Consider the following 16,038-nt stretch of genomic DNA (forward strand, 5'->3'; position numbering starts at 1 on the left):
AGACGGCACTTGTCCCGGGCTGCTCTCGCATCGGCGTGAATAACCTGCACAGTCGCGAAAACCGAATTTTTCGTCTCGTTTAACACACACGGATCTGGGTGACTGTCGTTTCGGTTCCGCCGTGGTGGTCTTTTTCGGCCTACGCTTTTACCGACCATGGCTGTCACGTGGTACGACCTTGCATTCTGTCCTTTCCCAATCATTCACCCTCGATCGATCCATGCCAAACGAAGGTAACTCCGCATTGCCGTTCAACATGGCTTCGGCGGCGAGTTTTCCGATCATGGGCGGAATTGGATCGAGCGGAACGGCGATGGATCGGTCGATCGAGAATGCCCCCGACGTCAATGACGAACTCGATCGGCTGACCGAAGCGCTGTCTGTCAAGTTTGAAGAGCTCAGTTTGATCCATCAGCTCAGCGAACAGTTGAAGCTGGAGGACGACCCGTCGCAGCTGTGCCAATCGCTTCTATCGGGATTGGTGTCCTGTATCTCGGCCGGCACTTTGGTCATCCAACTGTTCGAAGACGACGAGTTCGGAATCAAGCCTCAGCACTATTCAGCCGGCAACGAAGTATCGACCGAACGCATCGCTGCGTTCGCGTCCGTGGTTACCGAAACGAAACGAGAAGCGTCGCCAAGCGTCTTTGTCGACAATCATGTTTCCGATGCCGATGTTGTTGCGATCAGCCATCAAGACGATGACGGCGGCGAGTTCGGTGCAGATCTGACGCATCGCGTGATCGTGGTTACGATTCGCCGCCAACGCCAAGTGCTTGGCCAAATGATCGCCATCCGTCGGTCGTGCGACCCCGAGTTCGGCAGTGTCGAGGCCGACTTGATGAAGTCGACTTCGATTTTGTTGGGCGTCCACCTAGTGAACCAGCGCCAATTCCAAGCCATGCAGCAGATGTTCGAAGGAATGATCGGTTCGCTCGCTTCGGCGTTGGATGCGAAAGACAATTATACGTCCGGTCACAGTACTCGGGTGGCCGACCTGTCCGTCGAGCTTGCCCGCGGATTGGGATTTGACGACGAAAGCATCGGCCGCATCCACATGGCCGGTATCTTGCACGATATCGGAAAGATCGGTGTGAAGGACTCGGTGCTGTGCAAGCCAGGACAATTGACCGACGACGAGTTCGAACAAATCAAACAGCATCCGGTCATCGGTTTCGATATCCTCAGCGGCATTCGGCCGTTTCGAAAAATCTTGCCCGCCGTCCGGCATCACCACGAATCATGGGACGGCACTGGATATCCCGATGGGCTGCTCGGATGCCAGATCCCTCGCGATGCTCAAGTCCTTGCGGTCGCCGATGCCTTCGATGCCATGACAAGCGATCGGCCCTATCGCAGCGGCATGCCGCTAGAAAGGGTCATCGAGATTTTTCAGCGGGGTCGCGGCATCCAGTGGGCTGCCGACGTTGTCGATGTGCTGTTGGCCAGTCCCGAAGTCATGCACGCATATTCCAAACGCGACCGAGTGACTGCATAATTCACGCTCCTCGGTTTCGTCGGAGTTTTGAATTGATGCGTTTTCTTTTGATCTGGTCGTTGTGTGCGTGTGTCTTATCGCTCGACACGGTGGACGCCGCGCCACCGGCGTCGCCCCAGTCCTTTGCCGGTACCGGAGAGCCGCCAAATTCAGGTTCGCCCCATCCCGACGCGACGATGCCCAAGCTTCGTAGCCAAGCGAAGCTAGGAACTCCGTTCGGGGTAGAAGTTGTCGAGGATCGATTCTGGATCACCACGATCGATGACCACTGTGTGTACCGAGGCTTGTTGGGCGGTGACTCGATTGAACGTGTTGCTGGAAACGGAATGGTTGGCTATTCGGGTGATGGTGGCCCCGCCCTCAAAGCCACCTTCAACTGGCCTCATGAAGTCCGATGTGACGACGCAGGAAACCTGTTTATCGCCGATACTCGCAATCACGTCATTCGCCGAATTGATGGGGTGACGGGGATCGTCATCACGGTTGCGGGCGACGGGACGGCTGGCTTCGCCGGTGAAGATTCTTCGGGCAATGAGGTTCGATTCAATCAACCCCATAGCGTCGCGCTCGATGGCGAGGGCGGATTGTTGGTCGCGGATACTGCCAACCATCGAATCCGACGCATCGACTTGTCAACGATGGCAGTGACCACCGTCGCAGGAAACGGAAAAAAGGAACTCCCGCCTGACGGATCGCCGGCGCAAGGCTGTTCGTTGTTCGGTCCGCGCTCCTTGGCGGTCGATAAGTCGTCGATTTGGATCGCAATGCGCGAAGGCAACAGTGTTTGGCGGATCGATCGTCGGGCAGGAACGATCCATCGAGTCGCCGGAACTGGAAAGAAAGGGTACAGCGGCGATCGCGGTGATCCGCTTCAAGCGACCTTCAGCGGCCCGAAAGGATTAGCAATCGATCGTCGCGGTCGATTGCTGGTTGCGGACACCGAAAACAACGCGGTTCGACGCATTGACCTTAGCAAGCAAACGATCGAAACCGTGATGGGAGGAAATGCGGCGCCACATTCATGTGAACTGAAACGACCCCATGGAATCAACGTGATCGACGGAACAGTCGTATTGGTTGCTGATTCTGAAAATCACCGTCTGATGACCGATGCCCGCTGACACGCTTTGACAACCTTTTCGATGGTCGCCTGCCATTCGCCGTGATCGGTGAACATGTCGGACTTCAGGTGAATGAATTTATTTGTGCCGCTTCGGCGCAGTGTGACATGCTGGTCGCTCTGATCAAAGATCACGATTGCGGGCCATTGAAACGATTCGTGAAAGTTGCCAAAGTCGGTGACGATGCCCTCGTCGGAAACGTAGCCGGCAAAGAAATGCAACAATTGGGGTTCTTTCTGCTGCTTGTGTCTTAGTGATATGAACCAGATTGCGCCCGCGACCGCGTAGCCGAAAAGGATGACTTCGGCGACGCCCGACGCCGGAAACACAAATCGAACCAATTCGAAAAAGATTGCGGCAACGGAGACCAGAATCGAGCATCGTACAAGATGTGTGCGCCAGGGACGGCGGTTGAGCGATACGTTGGATCCACCGCGGCGCATGTCGTGGTTTGTCAATGGACCGGCAAACGGTATCGAATCGGGCGGCGGCGTCACTTCGCGAGGTCGTTCGCGATTTCGTAGCGAAGCGCGTGCTTTGATCCAGGGGTCAGGGGAACCGGGCTTCAAGTGCATGGCTTGCCATCGCTTGGCTAAGGCAACCATGCGGTTCCAGCCATCGAGGTGAGTCATCATCGATGGATTGATCAGAATCACACGTTGAGCCGGCGTCGCCACCCTGACGACCAATAGATTGGTACCCGATAAGAAATCCAAAATGGATGCCCATCGGTATCTGGTCCTCACGTGCTCCTCTAGGATTGTGAGTCCGTCCTTGTGAAATTGAGCGGTAAGTGGAGTGTTCCAATCGGGGTGGCTATTAAGAAACAGTGATCGACGATAGCCGCGAGTCGAAACGGCCAGCACAGTCACCAATAGCAATGACGCGAATACGCCGATCGGAATCCATTCGCGACCACCGAATCCGATCGTCACCAACATGAACAGCGCCAAGCATCCGATCATCACCGCTGGAAATGTGTACCCCAAGTCACCGTCGATTTTCAAAAAATGCCCGAGGTCGGAATAATCCGCAGTACCGGCAATGTCGATTGTGTCGTCTCCAACGAGGTCGCTTAGCGACGTTAGAACGTTGGGATTCGTGTTCGGATTGTCGACCGGCGATGATTCGATGTTCGTCGGCGGTTGATACGGGTTGGCCTTCATTTCATCATCTTATCACGTGTCGGAAAGCTAGTCCCTCCAGCGAGCCCCCTGTCGCATTCAAATCAACCGGCATAGGCGGGCGACGCGTTGCGACCGAGAGTCAAAACTTGGGTCTTGTTCGATTTCAATCCGGTTGCACGCAGTTCTTGGGCAAGACTCGACGATAGCTAACCTTGAACACCTTTGAAATAAAGCGAAGGCGTTCAAGGCGAGCCACCACGAGGTTACCGAGTCACAGTCTTTACCGAATACGATCCTTCGTCCACGTCTGGATCTTGTTTGAGTGACGGCCTTTTGACCCTCGGTCAACACGCTACCGGCGAAGCCTTGCGGAACCTTCCCTAAAACTAACTCCATGGAGATATCACGATGCGTCGTGTTTTCGTACCTGCTTTGCTTGCGGTCGCTTTGGTCGCTTGTAGCTCGGTCAACGCTAGCGCGTTTGGCCTGTTTGATAAACTTTGTGGCAACAGCTGTGACAGCTGCTGCGACGTTGAACCCGCTTGCGGTTGTGAAATCGCTGCTCCAGTTTGCGGCTGCGAAGTCGTCGAACCTTGCTGTGATTCCGGTTGCGGCCCCAAGATGGGTTTGTTGAAGAAGCTGTTCAGCCGTAACAACAGCTGCTGCGATAGCGGTTGCTCGTTCGAGCCGGCTTGCGGCTGTGAAATCGCAGCACCAGTCTGCGGTTGTGAAATGGTTGATCCTTGCTGCGATGCACGCCCAGCGTGTGGCAGCAAAGTGAAGGGTCTTCTGTCGCGCTTGTTCAGCCGTGGCAACAGCTGCTGTGACAGCGGTTGCTCGATCGAGCCAGCTTGTGGTTGCGAAATTGCAGCTCCTTGCGGATGCTCGGCTGAACCAGCTTGCGGTGCAGAACCCAGCTGTGGTTGTGGCTTCTAATTCTTTTTCGGTTGCAACTGACGCTCGAATGAGTTGCTGACAGCGTTCAACTGCGATCCAAAAGAAGTTAAAAAACGAAAAATCCTCGGCAGCCTTCGGGTTGCCGAGGATTTTTTCATGGCGACGGATGTTGCCAATTCGCCGTCGCTTTGTTCGCGGTCAGTTTCAAGCCGACGCTTTGGTAGGTGCGATTGAATTGGTCGACGAAGTCACTCGCTCGCGAGATCGGCAGTCGGACTGGTCCGGTGCATCGGTCTTGGCTGGCCAGAACCGCATCGCATCTTGAATCGCCAATACGGTTACTGCTGCTGATCGGCGGTAGCGTCATTGCAGGTTCCCGCGGTAGACAACCGACGGATGCGGAAATCCTAGCTTCTTGTCAACTCGGTTGTACGGTTCTTGCCCCGACAGATAACGGCGCAAGTTGATGCACGCCAAATCCGTCGAATCATCCACGCGTCGGGATGATTGTGCGCCGACGTGCGGCGTGATGATCACCTTGGCGTCATCCCACAAAAGACTGGTTTCGGCCAACGGTTCGACTTCGGTCACGTCCAGTCCGGCGCCGGCCAAGTGCCCCGAAGCGAGCGCTTCCACCAGCGCGGATTCCACCACGATCGATCCGCGGGCAACATTGATCAAATAGCTGCCCGGCCGCATCTTGGCGATTCGCGCCCGATCGAAAAGCCCTAGCGTTTCTGCAAACAACGGCAACGTCAAAATGACGATATCGCTTTCTGAAAGCAACAGATCCAATTTGTCGGCGGGCCACAAGTGTTCTACTTCTTTGGGAGCGTCGACCGGGTAGTAGTCCGTGGCAATCATTCGGACGTCCCATGGCGCCAACATTTTCACCAGCATTCGGCCATTTCCACCCATTCCGACAATGCCCACGGTTTTTCCTCGTAAATCATCTGTGGGCAGACGAACGAACTCCCGTTTGGATTCGGCGCGAAAAAAGAGTGGCAGCTGTCGCAACAAGCCCAGCAGCAGCGCAAACGTTTGCTCTGCCACTTGTGGCGCAAACAGGCCCGATGCGCTGCTGACAACGATGTCTGATTCGATCACGCCGGGTACCAAGCAATGGTCGAGCCCCGCGGCCGAGGACTGGATCCACCGCAATCGTCCGGCCTCCAACACGCGATCCCAATCCACGGGCACCTTCGCATGGCCGATGAAAACTTCTGCCGTTGGCAGAAGTTCGTCGACTCGTTCTTGGCCCGCATTGACGATTTCTGCATCGGGCGCGGCGGCTTGGATCTGGGCGATGTGTTTATCGTTGACCGGGTAACAAAGGACGATGCGCATGTCAGTGGCGTCGGCTAAACTGGATAGTGAAAACAGGGGCGAAACGAAGGAATCGATTTCGTGCCGCCGGAAGCGGGATGATAGAAATGTAGCGACCGTCACGTGAATCGCGAAGACTGCCATCCCGGCCAAGATTGCAAACCAAGGGATCATCAATGTTTCGCTGGATCATTACTGTGTGTGCCGTTTTCCTGGTTTGTCCAGCATGGGCGGTTGATTCCGCGTTTTCACCTGATGATATCATCGCGGCAGTCACCGAAGCGGGGGATGGTTTCAGCACCGACGAGATCCTGGTGCGAGATCGGCTGAGGACGACATTCCTTGAGGTGATCGCGCGGCGAGTCGGACACACACTGACCGATGACGAGCAGCGCGATGTGATGCTGGCGATGCTGAAGTTTCGCAAGGCCGGAAAACTGGATGTTTCCGCGACGCATCGAAGTCCGCCGGCGCCGGATGACGTCGCGCCAGTCGCCGAAATCGCCGTTCGCGTGGTGACCGACCGGCACCGGGTCAGCAGCGATACGGTGTTGGCCGATCCCGCCCTGCGATCCGAATTGCAGTCCGAAGCGGTGCTGATTCGTCCGGGTATCGACGCCGACGATGTGCGCAAATCGGTATTGTCTCTTCGCAAGAAACGCGCGCTGAAGCCCGAATTGGTACTGCAAGTCGCTGATTGGGGCCGGACCATCGAAACCGTCTCGCTGTCCGATTTGAAACAGCAGTTAGAGGCCGGCGGTGTATCGACGGGACCGGGCGTGTACCTGTTTCGAAGCGAACGGGGGTACCTATACGTCGGCGAAGCGTCGAACCTAGCTGCTCGATTGACCGAACACGTCGGCGGCAGCGATCGAGTTTCGCTAGCCCAATACTTGGCGGGCGAAGACGGCGATGACGTGACGGTTGAGATGCACATCTTTCCGTCGGATTCACCGGCTCGTCGCGTCACAGTTCGACGCGCTTACGAAAGCGAGCTGATCCGCAGTCGTGACCCCAAGTTCAATGTGCGCCCCTGATGGATGAAATCGAAACTCCTGCGTCTTCCTCTACTTCGGCTCCGTCGGTCCAGCTTCGCGTGAAGTTCTTTTTGACGGGCGTGATCTACCCGTTGTTCGCTATCCTGTTGTCCTTTGATGGCCCAGCGGTCGTCGGAACTGTCTGGCAATCGGGTGAATGGGGCGACTACGCGGCGATGCTGATGACGTGGCCCGGGTTCGGGCCATTCTTACCGTTTGTCGGACTCTGCATGGTTGCGTTGTCCGCTTACGTTTTTCGTCCCGCTCTCAGTGAATCCGTGTATGTTCGCTTTGGAGTTTACGTCGGTGTCGTGATTGCATTGCAGTTTTTAGTCATCACGACTGTCATGTCCGGGCTGTTTACGTTTGTGTTCGCTGTCGTGGTGCTTCCCGTACAAGCGGCGATCATTTACGGACTGGGGATCGTCGTCAGTCGCATGGGGCGATTTACGATCCGTCACCTCCTGATTTTGACCGCAGCGGTGGCTGTCTTGATCGCGATCGTACGTTGGTTGCAAATCAGTCAAGAAGTCTATCTTGTCAGCGTTGCCGGTTTTTGCGTTGCTGCGTCGGCTCCGGTGCTTTGCTTGGTTACGTTTGTGCGTGCGGCGAAGCGAATGTTCCGCCAAGGGGCGGTGTCGGGTATTCATCCGATCGTTCGGTTCTGTGTTCCCTGGGCTTGGTTCGTCGCTTGGTTTTTCAGTTGGAAGTTGGCGATCGACATCATGTTCGACGAATACGCGAAACTGCCAACGTCTCCGAACTGCTATGTTTGCAGTGCAGCCGCCCACGGGCATGCGGTGTTAGTCCGATCGGTGCCACGAACTGGCGACCGCGTCCTCGTCAACGAACAGATGCAACAACTGAAGTTTTTGGAGTTCGCGATGGAGGCTGGGTTCCCCCGGTTTCATCGATTGGTTCGCAGGATCTACGACCGATTCGGTCCCCCGATCGCCCAAAGATGCAAACGCCATATCTGGTTGGCCGATGCCAGTTTTGTTGTGTTTTGGCCGCTGCAGTGCATCTCGCGTGCCGTCGCTTTTCTGACTCGTGTACCGCAAAGTCGGATCAAGCGGCTCTACATTAACTAGCCGCTAAGGCCCGAAGCATCAAAAGATTGACGTGCTGCTACGATCCTTAAAAATCCACCCTCGCAATTCAGAAACCATGACCTACCACCAGCATCAATTTGATCGCGTCGAAGACTATCTGCACCATCGCAGTCCCTATCTGCTGGTAAAGGCAATTGAATCCATCGCCCCGACGGAGATCGTCACCCGTGCGTCGGTGGACGCAGACGCATTTTTCATCACAGGACATTTTCCCGGCGCACCCATACTGCCGGGTGCGATGATGCAAGAAATGACGACCCAGTCTGCCGGAATCCTGATCGCGGCAAAGTACAACCCGATGCAGGACTACAACACACATGATCCGTTTTTTAACGAGTACGCACTGGGCGTGCTCGTCAAAATCAAAAACGCTCGATACAGAGGATTCGCGAGACCGGGCGACGATCTAAAAATCACAATCACTTTGAAAGAAGTCATTGGCGATACTTTTGATTTCGCCGGATCAATCGAGGTGTTGGGAAAAGTCGTTTTGAGGAATGCGTTTCAGTTGACGAACATTCCGTCCAAAGTCCTGCAGGGGCAGGCGTCGGCGGCAACGATTAACGAATCGTAGAAAGTTCTTCCGCCAATCGTTCACGGAAGATCTTACTGTTGTGGCGAATGTCCACCGGCAGAGGTTCATCACGGATGATGATTTCGTCGATTCGGCGCGTTAGCGGGTTGCGGGAGGCCAATTCGCGGAGTTCGGCTTCTAAGGACGATTTCTCTGGTGCATTGATTGGCTTGGATTCGGCGTGGAGTTCCACCATCATCACGGGCGTTTGATTCGGTCGCACGCCGCGACCGACCAACGCGGATCGGTAAACCGATGGGTGGGCGTTGAAAATCGCTTCACACTGGATCGTGAAAAGTGTACGTTTTCCCATTGTGACGCGGTGAGCCTTGCGTCCACAAAACCAAAAGCGATCGCGGTCGTCCAAATAGCCGACGTCGCCCATGCGATGCCAAATGCGCTCGCCGTCGGCGACTTTGTGCATCGCGTTTTGATCCGCTCGGACGACATACTGGGTCGTCACCATCGGGCCGGCAACCATCAATTCGCCAATCTTGCCCCGCGGCAACTCTTTCGTTTGCCAAATGTCCGCGATCGGACCGTCGTCGATTTCGATAACGCGCCAAGTAACGCCTTCGAACCGCGTTCCCACGCATACGCCCTTCCCTTTCGCACTCGCTGGGCCCGTCTCGGCAATGATCTCACGTGATTCGATCGATGCGATGGGAAGCGCTTCGGTCGCACCGTAGGGTGTGACGATGTTGGCGTCTGGATCGATCAACCGACGCAGTTTTTCGAGCGTTGCAGCAGGCACCGGCGCGCCTGCGGACAGGACGCGGCGTAGCGTTGGAAACGGGCGCTCGATCCGGTTGGCATCCGCCCAGCGAACGACGGTATTCCAAAGGGCTGGCGAACCGAATGCTTGGTCGACTTCCCATTGGTTGGCGGCTTCGACCAGCCGCTGGGGATCGACGTCCGCGGGCCGGGTCGGATCCATGTCAGGGATGATCGTGGTCACTCCCATCACGGCGTCGAACAAGCCGAACAGGGGAAAGCAGGCCAAGTCGCGCGAACCACGATGGATGTCGTAGCGCTGGCGAATTCGGTCGATTTGCGAATGGAAGGTGTTGTGCGTGTAAAGGACTCCCTTGGGCGGCCCGGTGCTGCCGGTGGTGAAGATCACAGCCGCTTGATCGGCGCGTTCGACTTTTGGAAGCTGTGTCGAATCGGCGACGGAACTGCCCATCGATTTGATTTGTCCGAGCGTTTTGCCGCCCCACAAATATCTTCGTCCAACGGTCACGTTCCATTTTGCATCGGGGAACTTGCGTCGCAGTACCGTCCGAATCGCTTGTGCCTTGGGGATGCCGATGAAGCCGTCGGGTTTCGCTTCTTCTAAGCAACGGACCAGGTGCTTGCGACCCATTCCGGGGTCGACCAAGACGACAACGACGCCGGCCTTCAACAGAGCAAACGTCAGTTCGATGAATTGAGCACCGAACGGGACCAGCATCGCGACACGCATGCCTGGGCGAATTCCCCAAGCGATCAAACCGCGCGCGATCGATTCGCTCGATTGGTCCAGGTCGCCAAACGTTGTCAGTGCGTAAGACCTTTGACCATCGGGTTGCGGCGGTCCGTTGGGCTGGGCGATCGCAATCGCGCCCGGCATCAATGATGCGACGATTCGAAGCCGGGCTGCGACGTTCCCGTCGCTGGGTTGGCTGGCCATCACGCCGCCTCGCGACGTCGGGCGGATTCGCGGCACAGCAGGCCGACCACGCGATCGGCGATATTCACGTCGGTCACTTGTTGAGCACCCTTCCAACCTGGGATTCCATTGACTTCGACGACACACGGCGGGCCATCCACTCGGTCGAGCAAATCAACCGATGCGAACTCGAGTCCAATCGAGCGGCAAACGTTGATCGCCAAATCAATCAAATCACGCGACAATGTGATCGTTTCGCACGTTCCACCACCAGCGACGTTGGTCCGAAAATCGATGCTATTGGTTCGTCGGAACCCAAACACTTCGTCTCCGATCACCAAGCACCGTGTATCGCGGCCACCCGGCGCGACGAATTCTTGAACGTAGGCGACCGCGCCCAGCGACTCGAGCGTTGCGAACGAGTACCACGCCAATTCTCGATCCTGGATCCGCATGACGCCCCGCCCTTCCCCGCCAAAAATTGGCTTGACGACACAATCGCGGCCAAGTGCGTCAAACGCTTCCATCGCTTCCCGCCGCGATTGAACCACGCGCGTAGCTGGCACCGGATAACCCAACGAGGCGACATGCGCGAGTGTGGCGAACTTGTCGATCGCAATCTCCAAAGCTCGCGGCGGGTTGACGATTGCGACGGACGGGTGTGACGCGGCCAACGCGTGCAGCGTCGACAACCGAAACGTGATCGTTTCCAATGTCCCCGTCGGCATCGTCCGAGTCAGAATCGCATCGAAGTCGGTCAACGCACCCGCGTCGCAGCGCATCATCGAACGGCCGCCCGAATCGATCGAAGCAGCCAGCGTCGGGTACGTCCCCAACGACAACTCGCACCCTCGCGAATGCGCGGCGTTTCGAATTTGATCAGCGTGCCAGCCTTCGCCGCCGCCCAAGAACAACAGTCGGTCGTCGTTGCTCATGCCAGAAACGACCGCCGAAGTACATCCGATTGAATCTCGCCGTGCGACCAAGTGCGACCAGAACGTAGGTTGTGAATCGTGACGACGGCGGGGCTGAACAACATTGGGTCGACTTTGTAGAAGTCGTATTCGTAACCTTTGAAAATCTCGGCAAAGGGTCGGCCGTGATCTTTCGACGATTGGCTAGGCACTTTGTCTGCGACTGCTGCGATCGCGTCATCATCGGTATCAACCCACAACACTACTTCGGCGCCGTAAAGCATCGCGTCGTTGGTTCGGCCGATCCCGCCAACGGTGTCGCCCGGCTTTGCGGGCGGAGGAAGCGGAGCCAAGCCGGTGGCCGAGACGATTGACGTGACGTCGAACTTCAATTCGTGCAATTTGTGCATGGCCGTTTCGACGCTGCGCGCGACGACTTGAATCGAGCCCGCGATCGAAGTGCTAGGCGCCACCGCTAAATGCACCTGAGCCGCGTCGACGCCACACTGCCCGGCGATCATCGCGATCGCCGATTCGGTCGGCAGCTTGTCCGATTCGACGACACCGACGACTCGATCGCCGGTTTCAGAAAGACTCAGTTCCTTTAGGGTTGCTTCGCGGCCGCGGAACATCCGCATCGGTCCGCTCCCCATTGCGAAGTAGTCATCCGTTTGCACGGGCCAACCCGCATACTGTGCTCCCAAACACGCTCGCAGCGGGTCATCGGTGCGAACGTACACCGAATTGGAAACCGCGTATCGATTCGCATCGGCCGGATGCAACGAGACGCTCGCTCGGTCCCCCAAGCACAATCGCGCCAGCACGATTCCGGCGGCGATCGAACCGGGGGTTTCGACACCGGCATCCAGAACGTGACCGCCGCCGATCGAAGCAACCCGGCACTTGATGTCATCGGCGTGAGCGAGAGAATCAGAAAAAAGACGATGGGCGAGTTCGTTGAGCATCTGGTTTTCAATGGAAAAGGCGAGTGACTTTCACCGCCAAATGGTCGTGCAAACCGGCGTGTATGTCTAGAACCGGTCGGGCCAGACTGGTGACCCGTTTTGCCGCGTCTACCCAAGCGGGCCTTGATCGATCATCCTAAGGGGAATCCGTCGCAACACTGCCATTAATATAGTAACGCAACCAATTTCGCCCGATTCGCCATGCAACTGAGCATCATCCCGTACCCGCATCCGACGCTTCGGGTTCGCAGCAAACCGATCCGTCGCGTCGACCAGCAGTTGCGAGACATTGTCGACCAAATGTTGGATTTGATGTACCAAACCAATGGTGTCGGATTGGCGGCCAATCAAGTCGATCTTCCCATTCGATTGTTTGTTGCCAACCCCTCGGGTGAACGAGGCGAGGGCGAAGAGCTGGTGATGATTAACCCTGAATTGCAACGTCCCAAGGGGAACGAGACGTCTCAGGAAGGATGCTTGAGTCTGCCGGGATTGTACGGGCAAGTGAAACGGCCGAAGTCGATTCGGGTCAGTGCGTTTGATCTACAGGGCAATCCGATCGAGCGGAATGTCGACGGCTTCTTGGCTCGGATTCTGCAGCATGAAAACGATCACCTAGACGGCGTGATGTTTTTTGATCGCATGAGCGAAGAGTCGCGACGTGATCTTGACGATGGCATCGCAGAACTAGAAACCGATTTTCGTTCCAAGCAACAATCCGGTGGCATTCCGCCCGATGAAGAATTGATTGCGAGGCTTTCGGAATGGTACGAAAAATACACGTAGGGCCATCCTAGAAACAAGTGTCGGACCCCTTTTGCCGGGAACCGGCCCTTCGGGTGCTTCGCACAAAAGGGGTCCGACACTTGTTTTCTGCTCATTCCTTAGGTCGAATCAGAAACTGTGACTGAATCTAAACGTCTTGTATTGATGGGGACGGGACCCTTTGCCGTGCCCGCCTTCGAAGCACTGCGCTTGGCGGGGCACGAAATCGCGTTGGTGGTCACCAAGCCGATGCCGCCCGTCAAAAGCCGCAAGGGTCCGCCGCCGTCCCCGGTACGATCATGGGCCGAGTCACATTCACTGCCCGTTTTTGATCCAGACACTATCAACGACCCTGCGGCGATCACACGCGTCGCCGACCTGCAACCGTGGTTGTTGGTCGTTTGCGATTACGGGCACATCCTGAAACCCGATGCACTTGCAACCGCAACCATCGGCGGCATCAATCTGCACGGATCCCTTTTGCCGGCATATCGCGGCGCCGCGCCGGTCCAGTGGTCGCTCCTAAACGGCGACGCTGAAACGGGAGTGTCGGTCATTCACATGACTCCGCGGCTCGATGGCGGCCCGATCATCGCAACGTCCTCCACCCCGATTCGTGACGACGAGACGTCGGGCGATTTGGAAGAACGGCTCTCGCAGTTGGGCGTCGCAGCAACCATGGATGCCGTGGCTCGATTGATCCAGTGGGACCAGACAACACCGATCGGCGAGATCCAAGATGCGGCGAGAATCACCAAGGCCCCGCGACTGTCCAAAGCCGACGGCGATATCGATTGGGGGCGTTCGGCCCGCGAGATCGATTGTCACATCCGGGGAATGCAACCCTGGCCCGTCGCCTTCACGCATGTTTTGGTCGACCCCGAGAAACCGCCGATCCGTTTGGCCATCAAGGAAATATCGATCACTGAAACTGACAGCAGCGATCGTTCGCCGGGCGAAATCCTTGCGGGTGAAGGTTTCTGTGTGGCGACGGGTGACCGCGTGATCGAGATCAAGCGGTTGCAGCCTGCGGGAAAACGCGAGATGCCAGCCGGCGACTTTCTGCGCGGCCATTCGCCGCCCGAAGGTTCTCGATTGTTCTCGCCTTGAATCGGTTTGGCGGAATATGCGATGCTTGGGCGACGATGAGTACACCGCATTTCGACGCTAGCAGCGATCCCAATCCGGATTCAAACCGATTCGGCTCGACGCCTCGTGAGACGAGGCCGTTTTTGGGTATTCAATTCAAATGTTGCCGTACCTACGGGCGAATCTACCGCAACAATAGCAACAACGCTTATGTCGGAAACTGTCCGATTTGCGCGGCAAGAGTCTCGGTCCCGATCGGCAGTGGCGGTTCGAGTTCACGTTTTTTCTCCGCTGGTTGAATCTCTCGACTTTGCGTCGCCAGACCGGCAGACGGACTTCCGCCACCTCATTTCGTTTTGGTACGGTGAACTGATCAGGGTGATGTGCCCCGGTTTCACGCGGAAAGTTTCATGATTGGTGAATACAAAGTCAATCGATCGAGTCGCCATTGCCATGCGTTGAAGCGACCGCTTCGCGAGGGCGAATGGTACTACTCCGTCATCAGCGAGTCGGGCGATGATTACGTTCGCCACGACTATTCCGCCGAAGCGTGGAAGGGGCCACCGGACGGTTCGATCGGCTGGTGGAAGAAACAGATGCCGAAATCGGACCAGCGAAAAATGGTGCTGGCGCCGCCCGAGGTGTTGATTGATCTGCTTCGACAAATGGATCAGTTTCCCGAAAAAGCGCAGAGTCGCTATTTGTTGGCATTGATGCTGATGCGGCGACGATTGCTACGCCCCGCGGCCGCCACCGAAACCGATCCGCCCGCGGAAAACCACATGCGCGTGGAAGTGGTCGCTGATGGCTCGGCGATCGACGTCGAGAAATGCAACATCTCGAAAAGCGAATCTGAAACGCTGCGAAACGAATTGAACGAGTTGCTTTACTGTGAAGTGACACCCGACGAAGACGACGAGCCCGTCTAGGTCGATCACGGCACTAAATCGACAACGACGGCCACTTTTACCTTTACATCAGGAAACGCAAGGATGCGATTTTTCGGCACGATCGCGATGGGATTCGTCCTATTCGTTTCTGGTGGGGCGACGTGTGCTCGTCGGCCTTCGACGATCCCTTATCCGCCACCGCCGGTCGTGTTCAACGAAACGCCAACGATCCAGCAAGTCGTCGAGGTCGTCAATCGAACGTCCGCGGTCACCCAGCTTTCAACGAATTCGGCGTCCGTCGAAATGCTGAGCATGCCGGGGTTGCCGACGCTTAACGCGACGATGAATCTGCAACGCGATAAGAATTTTCGATTGCGGGCAAGCATTCCAATCCTGTTGGGGATGGGAATGGACATGGGCAGCAATAACGAGACGTTCTGGTTTGAAGTTCCCGAGAACATGACCAAGACGCTGTACTATGCCAATCACAACCAATACCAACAACAGCTCGATCGCGCGATCCTGCCGGTGGACCCGACATGGATCATGGACGCATTGGGGCTAGCGCAAATCGATCCGGCGACCGTGATCGCAGGTCCGTTGACTCTTCCGGACGGGAAGCTACAGGTTCGTACGACGGTTGCGACGGCGGCCGGCAACTACAGTCGCGACTTGTTTATCGAAAAGAACGCCGGCTATGTGACCGATCAATTTCTCTACAACCCGTCGGGGCGATTGGTTGCACAGAGCCAAGCATCGGGGCACCGGTACTATGAACAACAACAGTGTGCGCTGCCGCATCGCGTCGATCTGAACCTTGTACCTGCCTCGGGCCCTGCGCTGACCATGCGGATCAGCATCAGCGACTACACCGTCAATCAATTGCTAAGCGGCGACCCGAATCTGTTTGTGATGCCAACATCGGCAACGAACTCTGTCGATCTGACAACATTGTCGGGGGCCCCGATGATCAGCGCGGTGCCTTCGCCCGGTCCACAAGCCTATACCGCCGACGCGTCCACGGCGTATCCGATTCGCGGAACGACGTCGTCGACGTTGCGTTAGGTTGATT

Annotated in this window: 15 protein-coding genes; 9 read left to right on the forward strand and 6 right to left on the reverse strand. The window is 56.6% G+C overall.

Annotated features, from left to right (window positions below; translation table 11 throughout):
- Nucleotides 1–220 precede the first annotated feature (220 nt).
- Both Poly51_RS21645 and Poly51_RS21650 read left to right on the forward strand, forming a co-directional pair.
- The gene (locus Poly51_RS21645; protein ID WP_246114681.1) at nucleotides 221–1,498 is read left to right on the forward strand and encodes an HD-GYP domain-containing protein; all 1,278 of its coding nucleotides are present in this window, start codon (nucleotides 221–223) and stop codon (nucleotides 1,496–1,498) included.
- Nucleotides 1,499–1,533: 35 nt separating this feature from the next.
- Entirely contained in the window at nucleotides 1,534–2,619 is a 1,086-nt protein-coding gene (locus tag Poly51_RS21650; protein WP_146460061.1) for a hypothetical protein, read from the forward strand.
- Here the strand turns inward: Poly51_RS21650 and Poly51_RS21655 are convergent.
- The 3 genes from Poly51_RS21655 to Poly51_RS21670 form a co-directional block, all read right to left on the reverse strand.
- Entirely contained in the window at nucleotides 2,592–3,785 is a 1,194-nt protein-coding gene (locus tag Poly51_RS21655; RefSeq protein WP_146460063.1) for a hypothetical protein, read from the reverse strand. The two genes, Poly51_RS21650 and Poly51_RS21655, sit on opposite strands and share 28 nt — an antisense overlap.
- Before the next feature lie 1,012 nt (nucleotides 3,786–4,797).
- A complete protein-coding gene (locus Poly51_RS21665) occupies nucleotides 4,798–5,010 on the reverse strand; it encodes a hypothetical protein (protein WP_146460067.1) in 213 nt (70 codons plus the stop codon).
- Nucleotides 5,007–5,990 carry a D-2-hydroxyacid dehydrogenase gene (locus Poly51_RS21670; protein WP_146460672.1) on the reverse strand — a complete coding sequence of 328 codons (984 nt, stop codon included), beginning with the start codon at nucleotides 5,988–5,990 and terminating at the stop codon, nucleotides 5,007–5,009. Before Poly51_RS21670 ends, Poly51_RS21665 begins: the two co-directional genes overlap by 4 nt.
- 155 nt (nucleotides 5,991–6,145) lie before the next feature.
- Between Poly51_RS21670 and Poly51_RS21675 the strand changes: the two genes are divergently transcribed.
- The 3 genes from Poly51_RS21675 (at nucleotide 6,146) to Poly51_RS21685 (ending at nucleotide 8,692) form a co-directional block, all read left to right on the forward strand.
- Nucleotides 6,146–7,006: a GIY-YIG nuclease family protein gene (locus tag Poly51_RS21675; RefSeq protein ID WP_146460069.1), complete on the forward strand. Its 861-nt coding sequence runs from the start codon at nucleotides 6,146–6,148 to the stop codon at nucleotides 7,004–7,006.
- Nucleotides 7,006–8,097 carry a DUF6688 family protein gene (locus Poly51_RS21680; RefSeq protein WP_146460071.1) on the forward strand — a complete coding sequence of 364 codons (1,092 nt, stop codon included), beginning with the start codon at nucleotides 7,006–7,008 and terminating at the stop codon, nucleotides 8,095–8,097. The genes Poly51_RS21675 and Poly51_RS21680 overlap by 1 nt, the downstream gene beginning before the upstream one ends.
- Nucleotides 8,098–8,173: 76 nt before the next feature.
- Nucleotides 8,174–8,692: a 3-hydroxyacyl-ACP dehydratase FabZ family protein gene (locus Poly51_RS21685; protein ID WP_146460073.1), complete on the forward strand. Its 519-nt coding sequence runs from the start codon at nucleotides 8,174–8,176 to the stop codon at nucleotides 8,690–8,692.
- Here the strand turns inward: Poly51_RS21685 and Poly51_RS21690 are convergent.
- From Poly51_RS21690 to mch, 3 genes are read right to left on the reverse strand one after another with little or no spacing between them, the layout of a single operon-like run.
- On the reverse strand, nucleotides 8,679–10,364 hold the full coding sequence (locus Poly51_RS21690) for a fatty acid CoA ligase family protein (RefSeq protein ID WP_146460674.1): 1,686 nt from the start codon (nucleotides 10,362–10,364) through the stop codon (nucleotides 8,679–8,681). The two genes, Poly51_RS21685 and Poly51_RS21690, sit on opposite strands and share 14 nt — an antisense overlap.
- Complete coding sequence (locus tag Poly51_RS21695) at nucleotides 10,364–11,278, reverse strand: ATP-grasp domain-containing protein (RefSeq protein ID WP_146460075.1); 915 nt, start codon at nucleotides 11,276–11,278, stop codon at nucleotides 10,364–10,366. The genes Poly51_RS21690 and Poly51_RS21695 overlap by 1 nt, the downstream gene beginning before the upstream one ends.
- Nucleotides 11,275–12,222: a methenyltetrahydromethanopterin cyclohydrolase gene (gene mch, locus Poly51_RS21700; RefSeq protein WP_146460077.1), complete on the reverse strand. Its 948-nt coding sequence runs from the start codon at nucleotides 12,220–12,222 to the stop codon at nucleotides 11,275–11,277. The genes Poly51_RS21695 and mch overlap by 4 nt, the downstream gene beginning before the upstream one ends.
- Nucleotides 12,223–12,423: 201 nt before the next feature.
- Here mch and def point away from each other — a divergent pair, with 201 nt between their 5' ends.
- From def to Poly51_RS21725, 4 genes are all read left to right on the forward strand, one after another.
- A complete protein-coding gene (gene def / locus Poly51_RS21705) occupies nucleotides 12,424–13,008 on the forward strand; it encodes a peptide deformylase (protein ID WP_146460079.1) in 585 nt (194 codons plus the stop codon).
- Nucleotides 13,009–13,125: 117 nt separating this feature from the next.
- Nucleotides 13,126–14,097, forward strand: coding sequence for a methionyl-tRNA formyltransferase (gene fmt / locus Poly51_RS21710; RefSeq protein WP_315853675.1), 972 nt, complete (start codon nucleotides 13,126–13,128; stop codon nucleotides 14,095–14,097).
- Between the two features lie 389 nt (nucleotides 14,098–14,486).
- A complete protein-coding gene (locus Poly51_RS21720) occupies nucleotides 14,487–15,005 on the forward strand; it encodes a hypothetical protein (RefSeq protein WP_146460084.1) in 519 nt (172 codons plus the stop codon).
- 63 nt (nucleotides 15,006–15,068) lie between these two features.
- Nucleotides 15,069–16,031 (forward strand): hypothetical protein, encoded by a 963-nt coding sequence (locus Poly51_RS21725; RefSeq protein WP_146460086.1) that lies wholly within the window; start codon nucleotides 15,069–15,071, stop codon nucleotides 16,029–16,031.
- The last annotated feature ends 7 nt before the right edge of the window (nucleotides 16,032–16,038 follow it).

The organism is Rubripirellula tenax (assembly GCF_007860125.1).
Lineage (GTDB): Bacteria > Planctomycetota > Planctomycetia > Pirellulales > Pirellulaceae > Rubripirellula > Rubripirellula tenax.

Coding starts and splice junctions, on each gene's coding strand:
- Poly51_RS21690 (WP_146460674.1), bottom strand. CDS start 10,364: ATGGCCAGCCAACCCAGCGACGGGAACGTCGCAGCCCGGCTTCGAATC.
- mch (WP_146460077.1), bottom strand. CDS start 12,222: ATGCTCAACGAACTCGCCCATCGTCTTTTTTCTGATTCTCTCGCTCAC.
- def (WP_146460079.1), top strand. CDS start 12,424: ATGCAACTGAGCATCATCCCGTACCCGCATCCGACGCTTCGGGTTCGC.
- Poly51_RS21665 (WP_146460067.1), bottom strand. CDS start 5,010: ATGACGCTACCGCCGATCAGCAGCAGTAACCGTATTGGCGATTCAAGA.
- Poly51_RS21650 (WP_146460061.1), top strand. CDS start 1,534: ATGCGTTTTCTTTTGATCTGGTCGTTGTGTGCGTGTGTCTTATCGCTC.
- Poly51_RS21685 (WP_146460073.1), top strand. CDS start 8,174: ATGACCTACCACCAGCATCAATTTGATCGCGTCGAAGACTATCTGCAC.
- Poly51_RS21670 (WP_146460672.1), bottom strand. CDS start 5,990: ATGCGCATCGTCCTTTGTTACCCGGTCAACGATAAACACATCGCCCAG.
- Poly51_RS21695 (WP_146460075.1), bottom strand. CDS start 11,278: ATGAGCAACGACGACCGACTGTTGTTCTTGGGCGGCGGCGAAGGCTGG.
- Poly51_RS21675 (WP_146460069.1), top strand. CDS start 6,146: ATGTTTCGCTGGATCATTACTGTGTGTGCCGTTTTCCTGGTTTGTCCA.
- Poly51_RS21720 (WP_146460084.1), top strand. CDS start 14,487: ATGATTGGTGAATACAAAGTCAATCGATCGAGTCGCCATTGCCATGCG.
- Poly51_RS21645 (WP_246114681.1), top strand. CDS start 221: ATGCCAAACGAAGGTAACTCCGCATTGCCGTTCAACATGGCTTCGGCG.
- Poly51_RS21725 (WP_146460086.1), top strand. CDS start 15,069: ATGCGATTTTTCGGCACGATCGCGATGGGATTCGTCCTATTCGTTTCT.
- Poly51_RS21655 (WP_146460063.1), bottom strand. CDS start 3,785: ATGAAGGCCAACCCGTATCAACCGCCGACGAACATCGAATCATCGCCG.
- Poly51_RS21680 (WP_146460071.1), top strand. CDS start 7,006: ATGGATGAAATCGAAACTCCTGCGTCTTCCTCTACTTCGGCTCCGTCG.